Source organism: Shewanella sp. ZOR0012 (assembly GCF_000798835.1).
Lineage (GTDB): Bacteria > Pseudomonadota > Gammaproteobacteria > Enterobacterales > Shewanellaceae > Shewanella > Shewanella xiamenensis.
In genome coordinates this window covers 4,230,593-4,253,506 of record NZ_JTLE01000094.1, presented here as the reverse complement: position 1 = coordinate 4,253,506, position 22,914 = coordinate 4,230,593, and the positions used below count along the sequence as shown (strand labels likewise).

Genomic DNA, 22,914 nt, shown 5'->3' with positions numbered 1-22,914 from the left:
CTCGTCAGTTGATACTGTACAGACTTATCGAGCTGCTCCACTAAGCTGTTTTCAGATTTGATAGATGTCCATTGCAACGTGTGACCATCGACTTGGGGCGCATCCATCACGCTTAAACGACACACCGCGGCCTGCTCGGAGGTTAACTGTAAACCAACGCCGTATTTGGCCAGCATTTGTGGTTCGAGTAATGCGGGATCATCGGGGATTAAGGGTTGTGGTTGCTCATCGTAACGCGCATACATGTCATCACGGTAAAGCGTCGTCTCATACACTGGGGGATAGTTGGTATTTTGCGTGTAATCGTTCATCGGAATAAAACGCACATTTTTAGTCAATTCGCGACTATCCGCGGCAGTATTAACATAAATGGTGAGCGTCGGCGGCTCAGCAGGAAAGCTAAACAGGGTGGTGGATTGATATTGCTCCGATGAGACTAACGCCAACATATTCAGCTCAGCAGGGGTTAACCAATCCGGCCCTGTCGTAGTCGGGGTTTGGTACTTCAGCATAGCGCCTTCAGCCCCGTCAAATCGGCCAGTCAACCAAGATGTATTGGTCGCATCCTGCGATGTCAGCAAATAAGTGAAGGGTTTATCGGCAACGGGGGTCAGCTCTAGTTGTAAATCTTGATACTGCAAGGTCACCGTTTTGCTTGGATCTGGCGTCAAGGTCAGTTTGACCAGTTTCGCCCCTTGATAATGGGCTTTAGCACGAAACTCAGCTACCTGATCAAACAGTGTCGAGGGCTCGTTCCAGCCGATAAGCAAATGTTGCTCAAGGGAACGATAAAAACCATCCTTTTCAGGATAACTGTAACCACCGACCTTAAATAGTTGTATTGGCAGCACGCTGCCATCGGCACTGTGGGCGGTGATATCGGTTAAGTGAAAATCACCAGAGGCTTTTAAACCTGAAACATCATGCTGATAGGCAAGGCTTAGTTGGTCATCACTTAGGTCAAAGTAACCTGCATCAAGCGCAAATACCGCCTCTTCCGCTAAGGTTTTATTCGCATCTTCTAGCACTAATTCAGGTTGTTTTGGGTACGCTGTTGGCGGGAAATCGTAATCAAAACCCACTCGTTGCGACAGGTCACCCAGCTTTCGCTCACTGGGCACCATTATCACATTGCTGCGCATCACACCTTTAAAGCCATAACGCTCAAATGGCGCTTCAGCGACTAAAGCCATCTGCACTAGCCAACCTCGCTCACGCTCTAGCATCAGTTGGCCGTAAATGTTGGCTTGGGCACCGTCACTTTGCACTTGAGCCAGTACATGTGTCTCTGTGACTTTTAACACGGTAAGGTTGGCATTAGCATGGCCTTGATAGGCTGGAAGCGCAACGATAGCGCCCTCTTTAGCGGGTATGCTGTTAAGAAAGACCGATGAACTAAATAGCTTTTTAAGCTCCTGCTCCAGTTCAAGCCCCCGCTCAGCCAACTGCGCTTGCCATACAGGCTTGTTGAGTGCGCTAAATGCTTTAACGCTGCCATCGTCTAAATTTAATGTAAATTCAAAACCCTGTGAAAAAATAGCGTGCATTTCAGGGTTCCGTTCAGCCCGTTCGCCACTACTCACGCCACTCCCTTGACCATCACGCATTTTCATATAATCGACATGCACTTCAAACCGACTATTTGTGCCCGTATCGAGAACCTTATAACGCAATAATTGATGGGATGTGGTATTCACTGTTTCGGTACGACTATCCGTATCAACTGTAATCTTGGTGGAGCTATACACTTGATATGCACGCTCTTCACCTTTTTTAGGATTAAACTCCACATCAGCATCCCCAAAGGAACAGGCCAATAATAGAAAACAGCTCACTACGCTAACCAAATACTTCATGGTTATTCCTTGTAACTAAATAATTAAACGCCGCATTATGCCCGTTCATGCAACATAAATAAAATTATTAGGTTATTTTTTACTTATATAGTAGTCATTAGCATAGTATTTTTTCTATGCAGGCTTAACGGCTATTTGGCGTGTCGCTTAATGCTATATCTTTCGAGGGCTGAAGAAGGAGGGAATATTAAATAATTAGAAAAGCACCGAACTCAAAATATCACTAAATAGTGGTTTAAAGCAAAAAATACTGCCAGCGAAACAAAGTAAACACTATGTTGCAAAAATAACAACCAAGCTAAATAATTATCACCTTGCTAAATACAGTACATAACTTAGCAAGGTGACAAACTATTGATAAATTTTAGAAGTCGTAACGCATACCAAGGCTAACAATGGTATCGTCAAAATCATCATATTGCTTCACATCAAACTGACCAATTTCGGTGTGTAGCCGTGTTGACTTACTTAATTTATATTCAGCACCAATCGCCCACTGAGAGATTTCTGGCACCTCATCAATTAGGGTGTTTTTACTGGCATAAACACGATTAGCGATTAATCCGATACCGGAGTTATCAAATCCATATTGGGCCTTTAATGATAATTGGCCTAATTGATATTTGGCACTAACGATAACACCATCACCTTCACGCTGTTGCCAATCGGTTTTATCAGTATTCACCAATTTTGAATGTTGTAGCATTGTCGCAAACTGCCACTTATCCCACTTATATTGGACAACGCCACGGTAAGCTTCAATATCTTCCACACCGTCACTGTAGGCAACTGCAGCGTACACATCACCCGTTTTAAAGAACTTATCACCATAGGTAACCGCTAACTGGTAATTGCCATTATCACGGCGGTTATCATTATTAGTGTAATGATTGTCCTCCAATAAATAGCTCACACCTAATTGCAACTTATTCCAATGGGCGGATTTGTATTCAAAGGAGTCACCCCAACGCTTATCACCGGCAAATAAACGGTCATGTTTTAAGGAGTAATTGTCCATTGCATCAGACATCCCCTTAGCCATTTTAAATACCGGATCAATCCGTCCAACCGCTAAGGCACCATAAGTGCTGTGCTTCACACCAATAAATGTTGGGCGTGCTGAGAATGGTTTATCGCCACTATCTTGGCTCTCACCATTTACGCCAACCTCAATTTGGTAAAACAGTGAGGTGCTGTCGGTTAATTGGCTAGCGCCTTTAATACCGATGCGCGTAAAGTTATTTTCTAATACGGTGCCGCTTTTATTTTTATGCGTCGCACTGCCACTATCGGAATTGGTTACCGAATAATCGATACGACCATAAAACTTATGTTCATCGGCCACGGCCTGTGTAGCACATAGCGCCAAGGTAAGCATCGAAATAGCAAATGATTTATTCATCATGTTAGGTATCCAATATTACTGAGCAGGTAAGGCATGTTCATTAATCACGCCATCGGCACGCATTTGCTTGTACAACACATCAGCGAGTCGCAGATAGTTGTCCCAGGCATCTGAACGCTTAGTAAAGCCGGTTTGAGCGTAACTACCGGTATCACCTGCCGCAGGTAAATCATTAATATTGAACAGCGAACCACCCTCTTTCAGATGCGAAGATAAGGCATCAATCATCACGTTAAATCCGATACGCGCGGGTTCAACATAATTAATCGAGTCATATTTGGATTGACGATAAAATGCTTTCAATGAGGCGTCTTGGATATCTTTCTTCTCGTCAGCAAAGATTTCATCGTAATGGGCATGGGTAATTTTGTGGCTATTTTTATCAACCACTAACCGCAGCATTGCAGTAACGCCTGTCCAGCGACCTTTTTCATCGAGCAATTTTTCGGCTTGCTGATAAAAAAGCGCATCACTCGCTCCTGCTTGAATCCGACTATGGATCTTAGCGGTCAAGGGGATCATCGATTGCTGAATGCTGTTTGAGGCGCCAGCAACAATATCAATACCTTGATATTTTAATCGGTTAGGCTCGCTGAGCTGGTTGCCTAACTTAGGATCGTAGTGAGGATTTAACTCAAAGGTAAGTTGGTCTTTTTCCATCATTAACTTTTCCATGGTTAATGCGGATTGTACCCATGCGGTACCTTTCTTTTTGCCCATAGAAAAATTGTATTCAGACATACGCTTAGGCACATTTTGGTAAAGGCGGGTATAGTAATTCGGACGACCACTCTCATTAAACTCGGCCAGGATCACATCCTGAAGGTTGTTTGAATCCACTACCACCAACATGCTACCCATATGCCCTTGACGGAAACGGGCTTCTTCAAAGTAGTAATCACCTTTCACTAAGCCTAAACGCGGTTGGATAGACCATTTCAGTTTAAAGTCATCATCCCCTGTTTGGCTGCGTGCACCCACGCTTTGATATTCAGGCTTACTGCCATCTACACGAGGTAAATCATTGATTGCTTTTAAAATACCATTGGATGAGTAGGTTGCGCCTGAGATGGCATCAATCCCCTCATGACCATTACGGCTCACAATCTCGGGTAGCAAACGCTCAGCATTGAGGTACAGTGACTCGGTTTCTTTATGTGACAGAGTTTTTACCTGAGTGATATTGCCCTTTTCAACTTTAACCTCAAGGGTAATTTCACTCTTTTTGCCCTTACCGCTGACATGATGGACGCCATCAATATATTTCCCTTGAGGGGCAGTATTGGCACAACCCGCTAAGGCAAACGTTGCGAATGCAACCGCACTGACAAGCAAACTTTTTTTGAAATGTAATTCAGTTTTCATCATATAACGCTCTTCAACTAATGAACTTGCCGTCAGCATAGACCTCGGAAAGAATTCGACAATTGCGGATAACCGCAATATGCCAACCTCAATTCAAAATAGTTGAGTTAGCTAACACTTTGCAGATTGATTACTGTCATCAACGACAATTCATGCTACTAATTCCCCATCATCAAGATGGGGGTTGTATGAAATATTTATTATCTTTTACTGTATTAATTTATCTCTTTTTTACGCCAACAATGGCAAATGCGACTTTTTCACCATTCGACTGCAATACCAATGCAACATTTAATTATGAGCACGGAAAAGGCAGTATGAATACGTTAAAATATTTTGGCACTTCCATTACCATTGATATTTATGAGGCAGACAAAAACAAAGCCTACTCAGCATTATGCCATGCACTTAATGTGGTGCAGGAATATCATTATTTAGCATCAAACTTTAGCACTTACCCTGGCTACACCAATATCCAGACTATCAATAACAATCCTGAACAATTACACCATATCGATGCAAAACTCACCGAATTATTAGCAACCAGTATTGAATGGCATGGCATTACCCAAGGCCGATTTAACGTTGCTTTAGCCCCCGTGTTAGAAGTTTGGCGAAGCTATCGAAAACGTTGCCAACAGGTCGGCACATGCGAACTACCCAGTGATATCGAGTTAGCCAATGCGGCAAAACACATTGATATAAAACAGATAAAACTCGATGTGAACAATAATACCATTCAAATGAAATCAGGAATGAAGCTGGATTTAGGTGGTATTGCTAAAGGTTGGATGGTTGAAAAAGTGTACGACCAATTAAAAGCCGATAATATTACTGCCTTTATGATTAATGCCGGTGGAAATATTCGCCATTTTGGCACCCACCCAGATGGCCGCCAATTTATTACAGCAATCGAAAATCCATTAATCCGCAAATATCAACTAGAACATAAAGATAATATCGAGATTAATAGCGGTGATATTTACCATGAAATAATTCAAGGTGAAGATATTACCATTGTATCCAGTGGTAATTATTTAAACTATTACACTGTAGATGGTCAAGAATATCATCACATTATTGATCCAACGACACTTTACCCGAAAAAAGAAGGTATCTCAGTATCGGTTATTATGAAGAATAATCCCATTCTTGCTGATGTGATTTCAACCAGTTTGTTTTTATTACCGATGCCAGAAGCGCAAGCTTTAATAAAGCGTATTGGCGATATTGAAGCGGTATGGTTTCTGGATGAACAAGGCACCAAAATCGCCACCCCACAATTTGAACAATATCGCGCTAAACTCACCCCTTAGGCTAATGTGTGAAGCGGCTCAATACATCAGCAATCACTAATAGGCATAATATAGCCAATATTGTTGGCCATCAGCTCAGCATCGCGCAGCCTATTTTACAGCGATGCTGTAACGTCGTGTTGTGTTAACCACTAAATGAAATCGCCCAGCCAGGTTTAAATCATGTATCAATTATTCTCTCGATTAATGTTTATCCTGGCCCTTTTTATCGGCTTTAAGCTGCCTGCCATTGCCGCCGATAGCCTTACAAGTGATCCGGTGCGAATAGGCATAATGGCGTTTAATGAACCCGATGAAGTCATGGCCAATTGGCAGCCTACCGCTGATTGGCTGAGCCAGCAGTTGCATCGTCCGGTACAACTCACGCCATTAACGCCAACTCAATTAGATGAAGCACTCGCTAAGCAACGTATCGACTTTTTAATTGGCAATGCCCTCACCACGGTCGCATTTAAAAAAAACTATGGTACCAGTCACTTACTCACCCTAGTCCATAACCGAGTGCATTCACCAGAGCAGAGCATCGGCTCTGCCATCGTCACGCGAATAGACAACAACCTGAGCCAATGGGCACAACTTAAAGATGAAAAGTTGGTATCAAGCGACCCACAAGCCTTTGGCGGATTCCAAATTTTTGCAGCGACGATGGCAACCAAAGGCATCAATGCCTACCGTGATATTCCCCAGCTGCGCTTTATTGGTTTTCCACAGCAAAAACTATTGCAAATGCTGTTATCGGGTGAGGCTGATGTTGCGATATTACCTAGCTGCGTATTGGAAAATGCACAAGAGCGAGGACTCATTCCAGCGAATAAATTAAAAGTGGTCCTTAAGCAACCGCATCCTGATTTTGCCTGCGAAGTGTCCACACAGTTGTATCCCGGCTATGCCTTAACCAAATTAGGCCATACAGATCACAAACTTGCTACCCAAGTGGTCACCAGCCTGTTGCAAATCCCCCCAGAGAGCCAAGCGGCGGTGCAAGGAAGATATCAATATTGGTCAGCCCCCGTGGACGATAGCCCAGTATTTGAGCTGTTAAAACAATTAGAGCAATGGCCATTTGTCACTAACTGGCAGCGATTACTGCACAATGCCTTACCTTGGGGTGCAAGCTTCATTTTTGCCTTGCTACTGGGCTATATTCATCACTTAAGGGTTAAACGTTTAGTGGTCAAACGTACCCAAGCCCTATCTGCCGAAATAACCCATCATCAGCACACCCAAAAAATCTTACTCGAGCAACAACAACAGTTTTACCGCGCCCAACGGGTACTGCTGACGGGCGAAATGGCCTCAGGCATTGCCCACGAGCTAAAACAACCCCTGGCCGGTATTCGCTATCTCACCCAAGGCTGTTTATATCGGCTAGATAACACCCAAGCCGAGCTTGCTACAGCGCTCAATAAGGTCATAAATCAAGTCGATAGAGCCCAGACCACTATCCATCGTCTACGCACATTTTGCCAACAAACCAGTGATTACCAGCCCTGTGATTTACGCGCCGTGATAGAAGAAACCTTGACCTTGATGCAACCTGAATTTCAGCGGCTCAAACTCAGCCCTAAAGTCAACTTACAAACCTTACCCGTATTTGCCGATGCCAGTTTGATCCAGCAAGTGCTGGTGAATTTATTACGCAATGCCCTAGATGCCATGGAAAACAGCCCCCATAAGTCATTGATTATCGACACAGGTATCACAAGCGAAAGCGTCTATATTCATATCACTGACTCGGGTTGCGGCCTGAGTGATAACGCCCTCGAACGCTTATTCTTTCCCTTTGAAACCTCCAAACCCCAAGGGCTTGGCCTAGGCATGGTTATCTGCAAACGCATTATTGAGGAACACAAAGGCAAAATTGAAGCACAGCACGCCGCGCCGGGGTTAACGGTAAAAGTCACCCTGCCACTCAACCAGCAATCAGCTTAAGAGAGCTCAAATGACACCACTTTACCTTGTAGATGATGATCAAGATGTACTGGATTCGTTAAGCTGGATGCTCGAAGGAATGGGGCTTAACTGCAAAGGCTTTAACGCTGCGGATGCGTTTTTAAAAAGCGTTGATATCAAGCAACCCGCCGTACTTTTGCTCGACATCAAAATGCCAGGTATGGATGGCGTCGCACTGCTAAGCCATTTAAATCAAGCGCAAAGTGTAATCAGCGTCATCATGCTCACCGGTCATGGCACCATTGCCATGGCCGTAGACTGCATCCAACAGGGCGCACTCAACTTTCTTGAAAAACCAGTTGATGGTGAGAAGCTATTTCAGCTTTTAACCCAAGCTCAACAACATACTGAGCAAAAATGGCAACAACAAAATTTGCAATCAGACATTGCCAAACGACTCGCCACCCTCAGCCAGCGTGAAACGCAGGTGATGGAAGGCATACTGGCAGGAAAAATGAATAAAGTCATCGCGGCGGAGCTGGATATCGCGCAGCGAACCATTGAGTTACACAGGCAAAAAGTCATGCAAAAAATGCAGGTGAGTAACGCCGCCGAGCTTGCTTGGTTGCTAGCCAATCATAAATTTTGAAATTAAGCTTATGATTTAATAAGCCTAATTCTTAGTCGCAGTGAGACAAAGCTCGCTCACTGCGCGTGGAATAAAACCCGAATTGCAGGACGCCCTAACCACACTGACGAGTACAGGGAGATAATGCCTTGGTGTCGGTATTTGATAGCGCGCTACAGGCTGCGCAGGTCATATGGTCACGATAATGTTGGTCAAAAAACTTGATGGTTCTGGCCTCTAACGAATCAAACAGCGCAAAGGTTAACGGCGTTTTCCAATCGTATCGCGCCATCAGGTTTGCCAAATGTCGATAACAGGTTTCACGGCGATCAGATAAAAACTCAGGCGCAATCAATTGACTTTCAAATTGTGTCAGAGCACCCGTTAGATAAAAGGTAATTCCTTGAACTAATTCTTTTATTTGTAATGGAGTGGCGACTAATTCACCATTCTCAACCGCTAAATGTAATGAGTCTGTAAACCACCCCCAAAAAGCATTAATACGTTTTTTAAAACGTTCAACTTTTTCATCACTCGCCAATTTCCACACCATGGTATTTACCGACACCGAACGCAGCGTAAAAAAGCTACTACTGCGCTTAATGGTTTCAAAGGTAAATAATATCGGTAAAAGCACTTTCTCTTGTGCAGTTAACTCTGGATTCTTATGGATAAATATCGGTAAGTGATTTGATGTTGCACTTCTTAAAAATAAACAAACCAACACATCTTCTTTACGTTCAAAAAACTTATATAAAGTACCTGTAGAACATCCAACCTCATGTGCCAGCTGGGAAAACTTAAATGATACAATACCTTGTGATTCAATCAGCCTTTCAGCCGCATCCAATATTTGATTACAACGTAAAATAGAGAGTGAATCAGATGGACATTTCATTCATTTATTCCAACATACGTAAAAAGTACATTATGTGTTGCTAACAAATAATATTTATAGACAGTAAAGAGTTAATCGGGATAAAGGTCACATCCAAACCTCTTAAATACCAACCTTTGTGAGTTACCTCAAACTTACATTTTATCAACAGCATACTTTCATAGATTAAATTATCTTCATCTCGTTCGTTATTAAAGCAATCTACTTCAAAGAAAAGATATTCACGAGATAACTCACGAATAAAATTGTCACTGAAAAAAAGTCGTGACTCACTTCTCCTTAGGCGCGGTTCATAACCTCTATCTTGCTGGTAACTGACATAGAGGGTTAACAAAAAATGCATGATAGAAGAAGTTTTTTAAAGCTAGGTGCAAGCGCAGCGGTCGGCGGTATCGCAGCGGCACTACCAAGTGCAGCATCAGCCACTGAATGCGCCTCAAACATTAAATGGGATGAAACTCGTGATGTGATTGTGGTGGGTTCGGGTTTTGCGGGTCTGTCATCCGCACTAAATGCTAAGCGTCAAGGTCTAGGCTCGATACTGGTATTAGAAAAAATGCAGGTGATCGGGGGTAACTCTGCGATCAACGGTGGCTGGTTAGCTATCCCTAAAAACCCAATTCAATTAGCTCAAGGGATCAATGATGACTCACCCGAAGAGCTAGTGAAGGATCAAATCATTTCTGGCCGCGGTATGCAAAATACCGACATGCTGCGACAAATTGCCAATCGCGCCCTCGATGCCTACCAATTGTGTATCGACACTGGCGTCAAATTCCGCGAAGGCTTTAACCAACAAGTGGGTGGCCACAATAAAGCACGTGCTATTCGCACTCAGCACGGTGTCGGTGGCGATATCACCACAAAGCTGTACGAAGCAGGTAAAAAAGAAGGCGTTGAATACCGTCTACAACACTATGTTGAAGACTTCATCATGGATGGCCAACAGATTGTTGGCTTGAAAGTGCGTCAAAATTATCGCTTTCCGGATCTCAAAACCGGTAAAACGATCTACATCAAAGCCAACAAGGCCGTTATCCTTGCCCACGGTGGTTTCTCACGTAACTTAGTACTACGTGAACTGGTCGACCCTGCATTAGATAAAACCTTAGATTGTACCAATGCACTCGGCGCAACTGGCGAAGTCACGCTAACGGCTATGGCCCACGGTGCTTTTCCGGTTCATATGAGCTTTATTCAAACAGGTCACTGGGGCTCGCCCGATGAAGGCGGCTTTGGCTGGTCAAATGCTCTGCTCTCGATTGGTTTCCATAAAGGAATTTCAGTCAATGTGTTAGACGGTAAGCGTTTTATGAATGAACGCGCCGATAGAAAAACCTGCTCCGATGCCATTATGAAAAACCGTCATCCAGATGGCTCACCCGCCTATCCCGTGGTGTTTTTTAACCATGACGATCATGTTGGTGCAGAGGAAGTGACCCGCGCGGTACGTGACCAAATCGCTTGGAAAGTCGATAGCCTTGAGCAATTAGCTAAGCAATTCAATATCCCACTTGCACAGCTCAAACAAACCGTTGCCGAGTACAACAAGCAAGTGCCCCAGCGCATTGACCCTTTATTTGGCCGCATGATGGATACGGCAGTTGAGCTTAAAGCGCCGTTTATTGTGTCGCGTATTTGGCCAAAAGTGCACTACTGCATGGGCGGCTTAAAAACCGATTTAGGTGCGCGAGTCATACACAGCCAGTCACTGACCTCCATCAAAAAGCTCTATGCCGTCGGCGAAGCGACAGGCGGAACTCACGGTGGAACCCGTTTAAGTTCAACAGCTTGTCTAGAGTGCTTAACGATGGGAATTATCGTTGCTGAAACCATCAAATCTGACATGCAGGCCTAAATCATGATGAAAACATTACTACTCACACTCGTTGTTGCAACTCTGTTCACTGGCGCAGCCAATGCCGGAGACCTCGTCAAGATGAAAGGCAGCACCCAAGGCAGAACCAACCACGAATTTATCTACCAAGATGGTTGTAAAGGGTGTCACCAAGGTTCGGGTAAACAAAATGCCACCGATGCGGCCTGCGTTGAATGTCATGGCGAAATCACCAGTATTGCGGTGGATGAGTCCAAGCTTGCCATCCCTGAAGCCCATCCACACAAATCACTGCACTACAACGAAGGCGCCAGCTGCTTAGCCTGTCACGGCGAGCATGAGAAAAAGGCTCCAGTGTGCGCTGAATGCCACCGAACTTGGTTCAAAGAAATGTAATTTAATTTTTATAATACAAAAACTTAAGAAAGGTAATGATGATGAAAAAATCCACTCGGTTTATGTTGTCCATGGTGGCAACCGCTATCGCACTATCTCAAACTAACGCCTTTGCCGCAGAGCAAGAAGATGGCATTAATGTTGGCGGCGCCGTGCGCGTTAACTATGGCTATCGCGATTATGATGAAAAATCGAAGGATAAAGGCGGCGACTTTAACTTCGACATGGCCGCCATCAAATTTGATGGTAAAAAAGGCGATTTCGGTTTAGCGGCGGAATACCGTTTTACCTCAGGCACTAACTACATCAAGTATGGTTATGGCTACTATAACATTGATCCAGACTGGCAACTGCAATTTGGTATCAACAAAGTGCCCTTTGGTAACCGCGAGTTTATCTCTAACAGTTGGTGGTTTGGTCTGCCATACTATTTAGGCTTTGAAGATGACCATGACATCGGCTTAAAAGCGACCTATGAGAAAAACGGCTGGCACACGGATTTAGCGTTTTATAAAAATGCCGAATACGGCCCAACCGAAAACAAGCGTTATTCAACTGACTTGTATACCGGCACCATCAATGGCACTGAATACAACAACGAAGAAACCAACCAACTCAACGTGCGCCAAACCTACACCGCCGAATACGAAGGTGGCGCAACCACTTTTGGTGGCTCAGTACAGGTCGGCCAAATCTACAACAGCAAAACCGGTAATAATGGCGACCGCTATGCTGTCGCACTGCATGTAGACAGCAGCTACAACGGCTGGAACCTACAAATGCAGGCGATGCAGTATGAATACAACGCTGCAGATGCCATCGACGACAACAAAATTGGCGTATCGGTAGTGAGCTGGCAGTACGAAATCGCCTCAAAAGGCCAAGCCTATAACATCAACATTGCCAAAACCGTTAACACGGATTGGGGCAGCATTAAGTTTTATAACGACTTTGGTTTAATGACGCCTGATGTTGATGACGATAGCTACGACAACAGTATGCAAAACGTCACCGGTATGGCGATTTCAGCTGGCCCAACTTACACCATGATTGACTTTGTCATGGGTAAAAACATGACCTTCTCGACCGCCAATAACGACCACGTTGGCCTACCTGAAGTCGGTAACGATTGGGATAAACGTATCAACATCAACTTTGGTTACTACTTCTAATATTTGCGCAGTTTAGGACGTCCCTCCTCCCTGCCGTTTTAGACTGCTATACCTTTTTTTGCCCTATTCGTTAGGGCTTTTTTTATGCTTTTTTCTTATAGAGTGAACGATGAAACTACAATATTTACCTACACTTGCTGTTTATTTTATCTGTTCATCCTCACTATATGCCGCCGATGTGCAATTAGGCGGCTTTATTAAGGCCAACACTCGCTTTGTTGAGGGCAATCTAGCCTTTCAAGACAGTTGGACAGGTGGAGGCAAAGTTGTTGAGCACTGCAAACGCACCCAATTTGGCGCCCAAGAAAGCCGCTTTAATTTGACACTCAACACCGATGAGGCCAAAGCCTTTGCCGAAATCGATTTTGTTGGCTCCAGCCAAGGAAATCCGATTATCTCCAACTCCTACAGTCCACGGCTTAGGCATGCCTATATCAGTTATCAAGGCATCACCGCCGGGCAAACCTGGTCAACCTTAGTCAATACCAGTACCTTTGCCGAAACAGCCGATTTAGGTGGGCCATTAGTTGGACAAGCCATGGTAAGACAAGCACTTATCCGCTATAGCACCGAACAATGGCAATTCGCCCTCGAAAATCCCTACACCTACGGCACCCAAGCCCAAACGGATGGACTAACCAGCGTTACAGCAGCCAAACCAAACTGGATTGATACCAGCCATGACTACATCCCAGATATGATTGCCCGCTACAACCAATCCGGCGAGTGGGGCAATGTGTCTCTCTCAGGCTTAGTGCGTTATTTAGATCCAGCGGGCACTTCGCAATGGGCTGGCGGGCTCTCCCTTGCTGCCAAACTCTTTACCTTTGGCCAAGATGATCTGCGCCTACAATTGCACTACGGCCACCTAGGTCGTTATGTCGGCACCGATGCCGCGCGCGATATTATTGAAGGAGAATTAGAAACCTCGACATCAGCCATGTTTGCCTACAGGCACTTTTGGACTGACTACACCCGCTCGACACTCTTTTTTGGTCATACTCGCACAGAGAGAGAACAAACGGATCGCAGCCACATTGGTGTGAATTTGTTTACCAATTTAACCCAAGCACTCACCCTAGGTATTGAAGTGGGCCGCTATCAAATTGAAGATAACAACAGCTCAGCCCATCCCAATGCGCAGCAGGGAATGGCCAACTATGCCCAGCTCAGCATGCAATTGCAGCTGTAAAGCGGCTCGGACGGTAAGATTATTCGCGAGTAGAGTCACGAATAAGTTTGCCACTCAAAATATGCCGTGATCCAATTCACCTTTACCATCAACCAATCACTTTATTGTTAGTCACGTAACAACATAACCAACACAATATCGCCACTAAGCGATGCAAAAATAGGATTGGAATGATGAAATTAAAAATGCTTTTTGGATTAGCCGCACTAACGTCTACAGCGGTTATGGCTCAAGGCCCACAATGTAACCATGCGCAACTGCCCTATCAACAAATGACACCAGTGCCGTACGACAGCACACCCTATGTGCCGCAAAACACCATGCCTGAGCAGTGCAGTAACCCAGAAATCGAGGCCTACATTGCCGATTGGGAAGCAGGCAAAATCGACTTTAACACCATCAAACCCAATGACAGCATTGCCGCAGACCAACGTTTTTGTAAAACCTTGGATGACCACGGTAACGTGCTCGAAGCCAAAAACTGTGATCCTAAAAACTCACCTGTGGGTTATATCTGGAAAGAACTCTCAGACAGCCCAATGGTTATCGGTATCACCAATGGTTTGAAATCAGACCATGAACCACATTTCCACGGTCAACCAGAGTGTTACTACGTGGTCAACGGCACCAGTAAAACACTGGCGAACAATAAATTTGAAACCTTAGCAAAAGGTCAGTACTTCTATATTCCTGGTGCCCATATTCACAACACCCCAATCCTCAATAAAGAAGGTTTAGGTGTGTTTTACTGGTATCCAAACAACGCCCACTTTGATGGATTTAAATACTACTGGCGTAAAGATGTGAAAAACCTACGCGTGGCCGAAGAAGCCTTCGACCGTGTAGATGCCATCCGCAAACGCGACTTAGATTTAGGCCCATACGGCACCAACGAAGCCTTCTTCAAAAAATGATTTAAAAATTAGTCAAAAATGATTTAAAAAACTGAAGTAAAACGCTTCAAAAAAGGGGTTAACACTCACCTGTTAACCCCTTCCATCCCCCGCCAGCGCGATAGTTAATATCAGAAACCCCTAATAAAACTCGTCAACCCAAGCTATGTGTCTTAATATCAAGCTATTTAAAGGACTGAACTTATTAGGAAATACGCAAAATGGACTTAATATTAACTGTAGCAAGAGCAATCTGAATCGTTTTAAAAAAACCACAACACCACCAGATAAAGCAAGATACGGGTGATAACCAGTATTTGCTCCGCGTTGTTAGAAAAACAGCACCGAATCAATATGAGTTACACGCCCAAAATCCAGCCTATCAAACGATGTTAGCCACTGACTCAATGAAAACCTTTGCGCGCTTAAAAGCCGTTCTAGAAAGCCAAGATTAGCCTGCTCTAACGACTCACTCGAACGGCTAAAAGTTTCTCAACTCTGCTTTTCAACCTTGTTGATGCTGCCTTTGTATCCAGTGGCATCAACAGCTTTTAGCAGATTGTCGAGGTTATAATCCTCAGCGACAGTCACTACCGCTTGCTCAGTTTTCAGATTGGCTTTGGCCTTAATCACGCCATCGGTTTTGCGCAGAGCTTGATTGACGACGGTGACGCACAATGGGCAAGTCATGCCTTTAACATCGAGTGTGACCAACAGATTGTCTGCCCAAGTGGAGGGCGTAAATCCTAATGATGTGATGGCTAATAGGGTCGATAGTGTGGTAAATCCTGTGATACGTGATAGTGGCTTCATTCAAACACCTCAAGCAACCAAGGTAAAACAAAGGGATACAGCTGAAAGGCCAGCACAATCGGCACGCTAAGCCAGTAGATGAGCAACATTTGTCCTCGGCTAAACTTGCCGGTACAAAGCGGCTTTTTAGCAAAGTACAAACGCCAAAAACCAAACAAGATAAGCCCGGTTGACAGGATCAACATGGGCACTTGTAACCAACCTAAACTCGATAGCCCCGACAGCCCCGCCGCAGAGACGCCAAACACTAAATAGATTAAAGGCGCAATACAACAAAGGCTGGAGGCGATCGCCGCAATCACTGCGGCGGTCATGGTGGCTAACAGCTGCTTAACGCTGTTCGCTTGACTGGTAGTCATAGGCAAATACTTTTGGCTCATAGTAATTGACAGGGTCGCCATCCACTTCAGCGTAAGGGTAACCAAAATTGTTGAGTGGAGTCTGCTCTGCGGCGGGGAATAAGTCAAAGTCACGGCCATAGTTAAAGCCTACCCAATTCATTTCCCAGTTACCAAATAGGTAGTCATTCACCGCTTGCACTGCAGGGTCGTTATGTTCTTTATTCTCGGTGAGGCGCATTTTAGTCACATCCGCAGGATCGGCGGGTAACCAGCCATAACCAGCAAGGTAGAACATGGCACGGCAATGTTGGCCACCAGTGACATCGGCAACCCCTTTGTCATCAGCACTGCCAAAGGCTTTTTTAGAGTATTTCCCCATCTTGATCGCTTGGCCTAAACGAATTCCAAACATCTCACGGGCGGGCACACCCACTGCGCGCATCAGCGCCACAAACACTGAGTTGATATCAGTACATTTTCCACCGAGTTTGCCACTTTCAAGAATCGCGGCCACATCACCATTACCGCAACCTATCACACTGTTATCACGGTACATATTGGCACTCACCCAGTTATAAATGAGTTGTGCTTGTTTGAGTGGTTCGGTCTCTTTACCCACAATCTTATCGGCGGTCTGCTTCACGATACCGTCCACTGGCATATGCTTGGTTGGCTTAAGGTAGATAGCGACTTCAGCAGGATACTCAGGTTTTACTGGCGCGCGATAATGGCTTAACTCGCCGCTTTTAAGGGGTTCCCAATCTTGGGTTTCTATCACTAATTCTAATGTTAAGGTCATTTTACCTTTAGCATCGGGCCAAGTCGCAAACAGGGTTTTGGCGCCATAATGGTTATTAGCACTGATATAAGCATCTTGATAAGTGCCGCTAAAGTTAAGTTTTTCAACCTGTTGAAAGGCCGTGTTTTCGGGTAGCGGCACCCATAACTTCACCACACCGGATGAGCCTTCTGGCGCGACTAATTGATAGGTATTGGTTAAGGTAAAACGGCGACGGCCGCAGGCTTTATCGACCATTAAACCTTGGGTCGACGCCGCCAACACTGGCATCACGGTTCCCGCTGCCGAGAGAATTGCTGCACCTTTCAAAAAATCACGCCTTTGCATTAGACATTCCTTATATGGATAAGTATTAGAAAAAAAGAGACCACTAAAGTACTTGATAGCGATTATAGAAAGTCCCATCTGCACCTCAATAGTGTCGTGGATGGGAATGGGATCGATGTACCAAAAAAACCCTTAAAGAGCACATAAATGCAAGAACAGTTAAGATAAGTGGGACATTTTGTCGCAAAGGTATTGCGTTTAGTGGTCGGTCAATTCAGTACTCTTAAAAACGTTGTCACACATTACTTATCCATGTTTGGCTCGACAGCCTCTTAACTGATGCATGGTCAAAATGACTAAACACCAAATAAATCAAAATCAAAGTAAAAAAGCCCTGAAGCTCTGCCGGAAAATGAAACTTAGACGTGATTGTTGCAAAATTGTTCCAAAAATAATGGTAAAAAACCACATTCATTCTAGGCTTAAAAATGCACATACCTTACAAAAGTAGGTTTATCTATGAAACATAAACTGTTATTCAGTCTCTGTTCTCTCTTACTTGCCACCAGTGCCCAAGCCGAAGTGAATATTTCAGGTTTTGCCTCAGTGGTTGCGGGTAGAGTAATAGATGGCACTGGCGTTGCAGAGTTTGACCTTGGTCCAACCTTCCTAGCTGATTATCCACTCGTGGGCGCGTACGATGAAGATATCAGCTTTAAACCCGACACACTTTTTGGTATTCAATTTTCAGCCGATTTACTAGAAGGATTATCCGCGACCGCTCAGGTGGTTTCCCGAGGTGCCGATGACTTTTCAGCCGATTTTGAGTGGGCCTATTTATCCTACGAATTAAATGAACACTGGACGGTACAAGGCGGCAAAAAAAGACTGCCACTCTATTATTACAGTGACTTTTTCGACGTGGGATATGCCTATCCTTGGATCCGTCCACCAGCAGATAACTACACATGGCAAGTCTTTAACTACACGGGTGTTAGCGCGTTATATAACTATTTAATGGGTGAATGGACTATGTCAGGACAGGTCTATTACGGCAGTGAAGATAGTGACCCCAATAAATTACTTTCTGATTTCTTTTTCCTAGAGAACACCCGTGAAGTTTGGAAAGATATTGGCGGCATCGTAGTACAATTTAACCGTGATTGGTTAGATATTCGTTTAACCCATATGCAATATACCAATGAACGTTATATTGGCGGCGTACAACAAGAATGGAACGGCAATAAACAAAGAACAGGCAAATTTTACGGCCTATCTGTAAATATTGACTATAACAATTTCTTATTTTTATCTGAGCTGAATCGCTTAGATCTCGATGGTAGTAATCTAGATACTTATCTGGTCACATTGGGATACCGCATTAATTCAGTTATGCCTTTCGTCTCGTATTCTGACTTTGATGATGGTGAAGGTGGGGAAGTTCATCACACTACATCTGCGGGAATTCGCTGGGATTTCCATCCCTCAGCAGCCTTTAAAATTCAATACGATGATGTAAAAGATGAAGGCGGCCCAGGCATGAAGGTCGCCGGAGACTCGCAATCCATCAGCCTCGGCGTTGACTTGGTATTTTAGGAGAGAGACATGAAAAAATTACTTTGCTCAATCCTACTTAGCTTAGTATCAATGCCCATTTGGGCTGGCGTGGTGGTAATTGTTCATCCGAGCAATGGCGATACTATTGATCAAAAAGCAATAGAAAACATTTATCTAGGAAAAACAAAAACCTTTCCTAACGGTGCTTCAGCTGTTCCAGTGAATTTGGACAGTGCCGTACCATTAAGGGAAACCTTTGACTCAAAAGTCTTAGGTAAATCATCGAGTCAACTCAAATCCTATTGGTCACAAAAAGTATTTACCGGTAAAGGAACACCGCCCAAAGAAGTCACTAGTGGGGCAGAAATGATTAAACTTGTTTCTTCAAACCCCAATATTATTGGCTATATTGATAGTAGTGAGGCCAATGATTCGGTCAAAGTGGTTGCCGAATTTTAAGTTGGTGTGCCGGAGTATACTCCGGCACCTTTTGGGGGCTGATAATGAATTTTTTTAACAACGTTTCTATTTTTAAAAAAGTTGGCGCAATTTTTATTTTAGCTGTCGTTATATTCACATTAAATTTAAGCATTAGTGTTATTTCAATTAATAAAAATCGCGCAACGCTTAATTATATGGAGCAACAAGTTTATCAAAGAGTAGAGTTAGCCAATCAAAACGTATTTTTTGTGCAACGACTCGATGAACTTTATACCCAATCGGTTTCCTTTGCAGATGAAGATTTATTGACCAACGCGGAAAATATGTACGAGTCAGTTCGTAAGAATCTACAACAGCTTGATAGCGTTGATCCCTCGCAGGCAAATCAGTTAAACGGCTTATCTAATAAACTCACCCGCTACAATGACATGACGCTAAAGCTAGCTAAAGGCATGCTGGCTGGGACTATCGATATGGCAAATATTGGCCAAATCAGCCAAGAAAAGTCTCAAGCCTTTGAAGCGGTTCTCAATGAGGTACAAGCCTACAAACAGAGTAAAATCATTGAGTTTAAACAAGCGATCAAAGAAGCCGCAGACAGATCAGAGCAAAGCTTGTGGCTAACGGTGTCCTCTGGTATTGCATTACTTATCGTGATGTTTATTGTAACCATTGCAATTGCTCGCTCGATTAGCTCCGCCGCCCATAGCGTTGCCCGCTCGCTTGAAGAACTCGCTGATGGCAAAGGGGATTTAAATCATCAACTCACTGTTTCTGGCACTGATGAGTTAGGCCAAGTTTCCAGCAACTTCAATCGATTTCTAAGATTACTTGCCGATTCCATCCTCCAAGTAGTGAACGTAACAGACCCGCTGTTAGAGAGTTCACATTCGTTAAAACAGCGGATGGAAGATGCGACTAAAGCGACTCAGCAACAGAGCCAAGATGCGAGTACAGTGCAAGTTTCAATGGAGGATATGCGTCATTCCGTCATTGAAATATCGCAAAATGCTCGACAAGCCGCCAGTGCCGCCCAAGTTGCTGAAAAAGAAGCCATGCAAGGCATGAATGTGGTGCAACGAACCATAGATATCTCCCAAGATCTCAACAAAGGAATCCAAGTTGCTTCAAATTCTATCAATGAGTTAGCTAGAGATACTGAAAATGTCACCTCAATTTTAAATGTGATTACCTCGATTGCAGAACAAACTAATCTGTTAGCGCTAAACGCCGCGATTGAGGCCGCACGAGCGGGTGAACAAGGCCGAGGTTTCGCGGTCGTCGCCGATGAGGTGCGCGCCCTGGCCTCTAAAACCGCCGATGCAACCACTGAAATCCGTCAAGTATTACAAAATCTTAAAACCGCCGCAGTTTCTTCCGTCAATACCATGAATGCCGCCTTAACCAAATCCTCAGAAAATGAAACCAACGCGAAAAATACTGGCCTCGCCTTAAAATCAATCCAAGAGCAAATCGTCAGTATTAATGGAATGAACACGAATATTGCTTCTGCAACCGAAGAACAAGCTTCTGTCGCCTCTCTCGTTGTGAATAATGTGGTTAGTATGAATGCTTCCTTTGACGAAACCTTACAGATTTTGTCACAGGTGCGAAATGTGTCAGAAGGCTTAGTCGATTTTGCCGATGAACTGAAGAATGCGACTTCACAGTTTAAGCTTTAGCTTGATTCGCACACCTTCAAACAAGCTTTGAGGGTGTGCTCATTTCTCGGGCGTATGGGATGTTTCGAGATTAAATGTTGTTCGTTATGGCAAGATCGTGTTCGTGAAACAAGGAATAACGCCTAGTTATTCTACTTCAATGTCGAGCAGCTCTTATGACAAAAAGTAAGAGTAAGCGTTTGCCAGAATACCCCAAGCTCAGATAAATAAATGTATATCAAACAGCTTATTGCAATGATAACTACGTTCAATGGACTTGCAATAAATTCACGATTGACGTGTAAACTCACCTTGTAGTGGTCAACTAAATTTGGCAACAGTTTTAGAATCTAGCCAAAATCTTCGCTCGGATTCATTTGGGCTTAATCCTATTAATCCTATTAATCCTATTAATCCTATTAACCCTATTAACCAGAGTTAAAGCTAACAAGGGTATTACCGAGTCATAAAACCGCTATCTAATGCAAATTCATTTGAGTCAAAGCCAAGTTGAGTGTTTCCAATAGCAGCCATCACAAAACATAACAATCTGATATAGCTAAATAAAAAACACAAAAACTTTCTAAGGATACAAAAATATTTGCAATAACGATTGCTCTAACGCCAAAAAATGCAAATAATGTTGCAAATTTAGACTTTGGTGATTCAATCATGAAAAGCATTATTCACGCAGAACTCGCGCCTCTGGCCATTGGCCCTTATTCCCACGGCACTCGCTATAACAACCTTATTTTTACCTCAGGACAACTGCCAGTATGCAAAGACAAAGGTGGCGTGGTTGATGGCGGCATCAGCGAGCAATCGGTGCAATGCCTTGAGAATCTAAAATACGTGCTCGAAGCTGGCGGCGGCAGCATTGAAACCGTACTTAAAACCACTTGTTACTTAAGCGAAATCAGTGATTTTGCCGCTTTTAACGACGTTTATAAAACCTATTTTAAAACCGACTGCCCAGCGCGCAGCTGTTTTGCGGTGAAAGATCTCCCACTGGGTGTCAAAGTGGAAATCGAAGCCATCGCCCACGTTAACGATTAAGCATCTGTAAGGTTGTAGCCCGATGAAACCCCAATGGCAGCAGTATATTCACATCATCAACCAAGTTGTTAAACCTGCTTTAGGCTGCACAGAGCCGATTGCCGCAGCTTACGCGGCTGCGGTTGCACGCACATTGTTGACTGGTGATCCAGACGCAATTGCAGTGCAGGTCTCTGATAATCTGTATAAAAACTCAATGGGCGTCTATGTGCCTGGCACAGGTAAAATAGGTCTTGCAATTGCCGCCGCCGCAGGCGCACTTGCGGGCAATGCCGATGCGGGCTTAGAAGTCCTTGCCAGCGTCACCCCAGAGCAAGTGGCGCAAGCACAAACCCTTATTGATGCGGGTAAAGTAAAAGTCGAGCGTACCGCGACCGATGAATTTATCTATTGCTGTGTGACATTAACCGCGGGTGAACAAGAGGCCATGGTGAAAATCTGCGGCGGCCATACTTTAATAGCCGAAAAGCGCTTAAATGGTGAGTTAGTATTTACCGCCGATAACGCCCAAGCCAAGGCTACAGGCTCAATCTGCGACGGCGTCGATATCAATATTGAATCGATTTACCACTTCGCCCAAGAAGTCCCCTTCGAAGAAATCCAATTTATCCTTAAAGCCTCTGAGTTAAATAGCAAATTATCCGATGAAGGTATGTCCAAACCCTATGGATTAGAAGTCGGCCGCACCATGAAAAACGGTATTGCCGCGGGGATTATTGGCGAAGACCTACTCAATAAAATTGTGATGCTAACTGCGGCGGCTTCCGATGCCCGTATGGGCGGCGCTAATCTGCCCGCCATGAGCAATTTAGGCAGTGGTAACCAAGGGATTGCGGCCACGATTCCGGTAGTGATCACGGCTCAGTGTTATAAAGTCAGTGAAGAAAAACTGGCGCGCGCCTTAATTATGAGCCACTTAGGGGCGATTTATATTAAGTCACACTACCCGCCATTATCGGCATTTTGTGGCAATACGGTCACCAGCGCCGCCGCCTCTATGGCGATGGTGTATTTAGCGGGCGGCAGTTTCGAGCAATCCTGCTTTGCGATTCAAAATGTTATCAGCGATAGCTCGGGTATGGTCTGTGATGGTGCGAAAGCCTCCTGCGCTATGAAGGTCAGTACCTC

General features: G+C 44.3%; 20 protein-coding genes. 13 read left to right on the top strand and 7 right to left on the bottom strand.

What is annotated here, in order from left to right; genetic code table 11:
- The 3 genes from L976_RS20355 to L976_RS20345 form a co-directional block, all read right to left on the bottom strand.
- The coding region (locus L976_RS20355) for a hypothetical protein (protein ID WP_047540809.1) at positions 1–1,856 on the bottom strand (1,856 nt) is incomplete at its 3' end.
- Positions 1,857–2,220: 364 nt separating this feature from the next.
- Positions 2,221–3,261: a porin gene (locus L976_RS20350; protein ID WP_231570523.1), complete on the bottom strand. Its 1,041-nt coding sequence runs from the start codon at positions 3,259–3,261 to the stop codon at positions 2,221–2,223.
- Between the two features lie 15 nt (positions 3,262–3,276).
- The gene (locus tag L976_RS20345; RefSeq protein WP_047540803.1) at positions 3,277–4,629 is read right to left on the bottom strand and encodes an FMN-binding protein; all 1,353 of its coding nucleotides are present in this window, start codon (positions 4,627–4,629) and stop codon (positions 3,277–3,279) included.
- A 59-nt stretch (positions 4,630–4,688) separates the two neighbouring features.
- Between L976_RS20345 and L976_RS20340 the strand changes: the two genes are divergently transcribed.
- The 3 genes from L976_RS20340 to L976_RS20330 all read left to right on the top strand — a co-directional run bounded on the left by L976_RS20340 (position 4,689) and on the right by L976_RS20330 (position 8,484).
- A complete protein-coding gene (locus L976_RS20340; RefSeq protein WP_231570522.1) occupies positions 4,689–5,942 on the top strand; it encodes an FAD:protein FMN transferase in 1,254 nt (417 codons plus the stop codon).
- Between the two features lie 162 nt (positions 5,943–6,104).
- A complete protein-coding gene (locus L976_RS20335; RefSeq protein WP_052184042.1) occupies positions 6,105–7,874 on the top strand; it encodes a sensor histidine kinase in 1,770 nt (589 codons plus the stop codon).
- Positions 7,875–7,884: 10 nt separating this feature from the next.
- A complete protein-coding gene (locus L976_RS20330; protein WP_047539633.1) occupies positions 7,885–8,484 on the top strand; it encodes a response regulator transcription factor in 600 nt (199 codons plus the stop codon).
- Positions 8,485–8,578: 94 nt separating this feature from the next.
- Here L976_RS20330 and L976_RS20325 read toward each other — a convergent pair whose 3' ends face one another.
- Entirely contained in the window at positions 8,579–9,361 is a 783-nt protein-coding gene (locus L976_RS20325; RefSeq protein WP_047539632.1) for a TetR/AcrR family transcriptional regulator, read from the bottom strand.
- 337 nt (positions 9,362–9,698) lie between these two features.
- On the opposite strand from L976_RS20325, the gene L976_RS20320 reads away from it, so the two are divergent.
- The 5 genes from L976_RS20320 to L976_RS20300 all read left to right on the top strand — a co-directional run bounded on the left by L976_RS20320 (position 9,699) and on the right by L976_RS20300 (position 14,872).
- Complete coding sequence (locus L976_RS20320) at positions 9,699–11,219, top strand: flavocytochrome c (protein ID WP_047539630.1); 1,521 nt, start codon at positions 9,699–9,701, stop codon at positions 11,217–11,219.
- Positions 11,220–11,222: 3 nt separating this feature from the next.
- Positions 11,223–11,594: a cytochrome c3 family protein gene (locus L976_RS20315; protein WP_099457720.1), complete on the top strand. Its 372-nt coding sequence runs from the start codon at positions 11,223–11,225 to the stop codon at positions 11,592–11,594.
- Between the two features lie 38 nt (positions 11,595–11,632).
- On the top strand, positions 11,633–12,766 hold the full coding sequence (locus L976_RS20310) for a membrane protein (protein WP_037425559.1): 1,134 nt from the start codon (positions 11,633–11,635) through the stop codon (positions 12,764–12,766).
- A 109-nt stretch (positions 12,767–12,875) separates the two neighbouring features.
- Complete coding sequence (locus tag L976_RS20305) at positions 12,876–13,958, top strand: hypothetical protein (protein WP_047539627.1); 1,083 nt, start codon at positions 12,876–12,878, stop codon at positions 13,956–13,958.
- Positions 13,959–14,128: 170 nt separating this feature from the next.
- The gene (locus tag L976_RS20300) at positions 14,129–14,872 is read left to right on the top strand and encodes a cupin (protein ID WP_037425485.1); all 744 of its coding nucleotides are present in this window, start codon (positions 14,129–14,131) and stop codon (positions 14,870–14,872) included.
- A 471-nt stretch (positions 14,873–15,343) separates the two neighbouring features.
- Here L976_RS20300 and L976_RS20295 read toward each other — a convergent pair whose 3' ends face one another.
- From L976_RS20295 to L976_RS20285, 3 genes are read right to left on the bottom strand one after another with little or no spacing between them, the layout of a single operon-like run.
- The gene (locus L976_RS20295; RefSeq protein WP_052184041.1) at positions 15,344–15,664 is read right to left on the bottom strand and encodes a heavy-metal-associated domain-containing protein; all 321 of its coding nucleotides are present in this window, start codon (positions 15,662–15,664) and stop codon (positions 15,344–15,346) included.
- Entirely contained in the window at positions 15,661–15,978 is a 318-nt protein-coding gene (locus L976_RS20290; protein WP_047540796.1) for a mercuric transporter MerT family protein, read from the bottom strand. Before L976_RS20290 ends, L976_RS20295 begins: the two co-directional genes overlap by 4 nt.
- 16 nt (positions 15,979–15,994) lie before the next feature.
- The gene (locus L976_RS20285; protein WP_047539625.1) at positions 15,995–17,131 is read right to left on the bottom strand and encodes a transglutaminase domain-containing protein; all 1,137 of its coding nucleotides are present in this window, start codon (positions 17,129–17,131) and stop codon (positions 15,995–15,997) included.
- Between the two features lie 459 nt (positions 17,132–17,590).
- Between L976_RS20285 and L976_RS20280 the strand changes: the two genes are divergently transcribed.
- The 5 genes from L976_RS20280 to L976_RS20260 all read left to right on the top strand — a co-directional run.
- Positions 17,591–18,667: a hypothetical protein gene (locus L976_RS20280; RefSeq protein WP_037415766.1), complete on the top strand. Its 1,077-nt coding sequence runs from the start codon at positions 17,591–17,593 to the stop codon at positions 18,665–18,667.
- A gap of 9 nt (positions 18,668–18,676) precedes the next feature.
- Positions 18,677–19,087: a phosphate ABC transporter substrate-binding protein gene (locus L976_RS20275; protein WP_037425478.1), complete on the top strand. Its 411-nt coding sequence runs from the start codon at positions 18,677–18,679 to the stop codon at positions 19,085–19,087.
- A 44-nt stretch (positions 19,088–19,131) separates the two neighbouring features.
- Entirely contained in the window at positions 19,132–20,751 is a 1,620-nt protein-coding gene (locus tag L976_RS20270) for a methyl-accepting chemotaxis protein (protein WP_037415762.1), read from the top strand.
- 651 nt (positions 20,752–21,402) lie between these two features.
- Positions 21,403–21,786, top strand: coding sequence for a RidA family protein (locus tag L976_RS20265; RefSeq protein ID WP_047539621.1), 384 nt, complete (start codon positions 21,403–21,405; stop codon positions 21,784–21,786).
- A 22-nt stretch (positions 21,787–21,808) separates the two neighbouring features.
- Positions 21,809–22,914: L-cysteine desulfidase family protein (locus L976_RS20260; RefSeq protein ID WP_047540794.1), on the top strand; the 1,106-nt coding region annotated here is incomplete at its 3' end.

Bases quoted from the DNA above. Each gene is read 5' to 3' on its own strand.
- L976_RS20350 (WP_231570523.1), bottom strand. From the start codon at position 3,261: ATGATGAATAAATCATTTGCTATTTCGATGCTTACCTTGGCGCTATGT.
- L976_RS20345 (WP_047540803.1), bottom strand. From the start codon at position 4,629: ATGATGAAAACTGAATTACATTTCAAAAAAAGTTTGCTTGTCAGTGCG.
- L976_RS20335 (WP_052184042.1), top strand. From the start codon at position 6,105: ATGTATCAATTATTCTCTCGATTAATGTTTATCCTGGCCCTTTTTATC.
- L976_RS20330 (WP_047539633.1), top strand. From the start codon at position 7,885: ATGACACCACTTTACCTTGTAGATGATGATCAAGATGTACTGGATTCG.
- L976_RS20325 (WP_047539632.1), bottom strand. From the start codon at position 9,361: ATGAAATGTCCATCTGATTCACTCTCTATTTTACGTTGTAATCAAATA.
- L976_RS20320 (WP_047539630.1), top strand. From the start codon at position 9,699: ATGCATGATAGAAGAAGTTTTTTAAAGCTAGGTGCAAGCGCAGCGGTC.
- L976_RS20315 (WP_099457720.1), top strand. From the start codon at position 11,223: ATGATGAAAACATTACTACTCACACTCGTTGTTGCAACTCTGTTCACT.
- L976_RS20310 (WP_037425559.1), top strand. From the start codon at position 11,633: ATGATGAAAAAATCCACTCGGTTTATGTTGTCCATGGTGGCAACCGCT.
- L976_RS20305 (WP_047539627.1), top strand. From the start codon at position 12,876: ATGAAACTACAATATTTACCTACACTTGCTGTTTATTTTATCTGTTCA.
- L976_RS20300 (WP_037425485.1), top strand. From the start codon at position 14,129: ATGATGAAATTAAAAATGCTTTTTGGATTAGCCGCACTAACGTCTACA.
- L976_RS20295 (WP_052184041.1), bottom strand. From the start codon at position 15,664: ATGAAGCCACTATCACGTATCACAGGATTTACCACACTATCGACCCTA.
- L976_RS20290 (WP_047540796.1), bottom strand. From the start codon at position 15,978: ATGACCGCCGCAGTGATTGCGGCGATCGCCTCCAGCCTTTGTTGTATT.
- L976_RS20285 (WP_047539625.1), bottom strand. From the start codon at position 17,131: ATGCAAAGGCGTGATTTTTTGAAAGGTGCAGCAATTCTCTCGGCAGCG.
- L976_RS20280 (WP_037415766.1), top strand. From the start codon at position 17,591: ATGAAACATAAACTGTTATTCAGTCTCTGTTCTCTCTTACTTGCCACC.
- L976_RS20275 (WP_037425478.1), top strand. From the start codon at position 18,677: ATGAAAAAATTACTTTGCTCAATCCTACTTAGCTTAGTATCAATGCCC.
- L976_RS20270 (WP_037415762.1), top strand. From the start codon at position 19,132: ATGAATTTTTTTAACAACGTTTCTATTTTTAAAAAAGTTGGCGCAATT.
- L976_RS20265 (WP_047539621.1), top strand. From the start codon at position 21,403: ATGAAAAGCATTATTCACGCAGAACTCGCGCCTCTGGCCATTGGCCCT.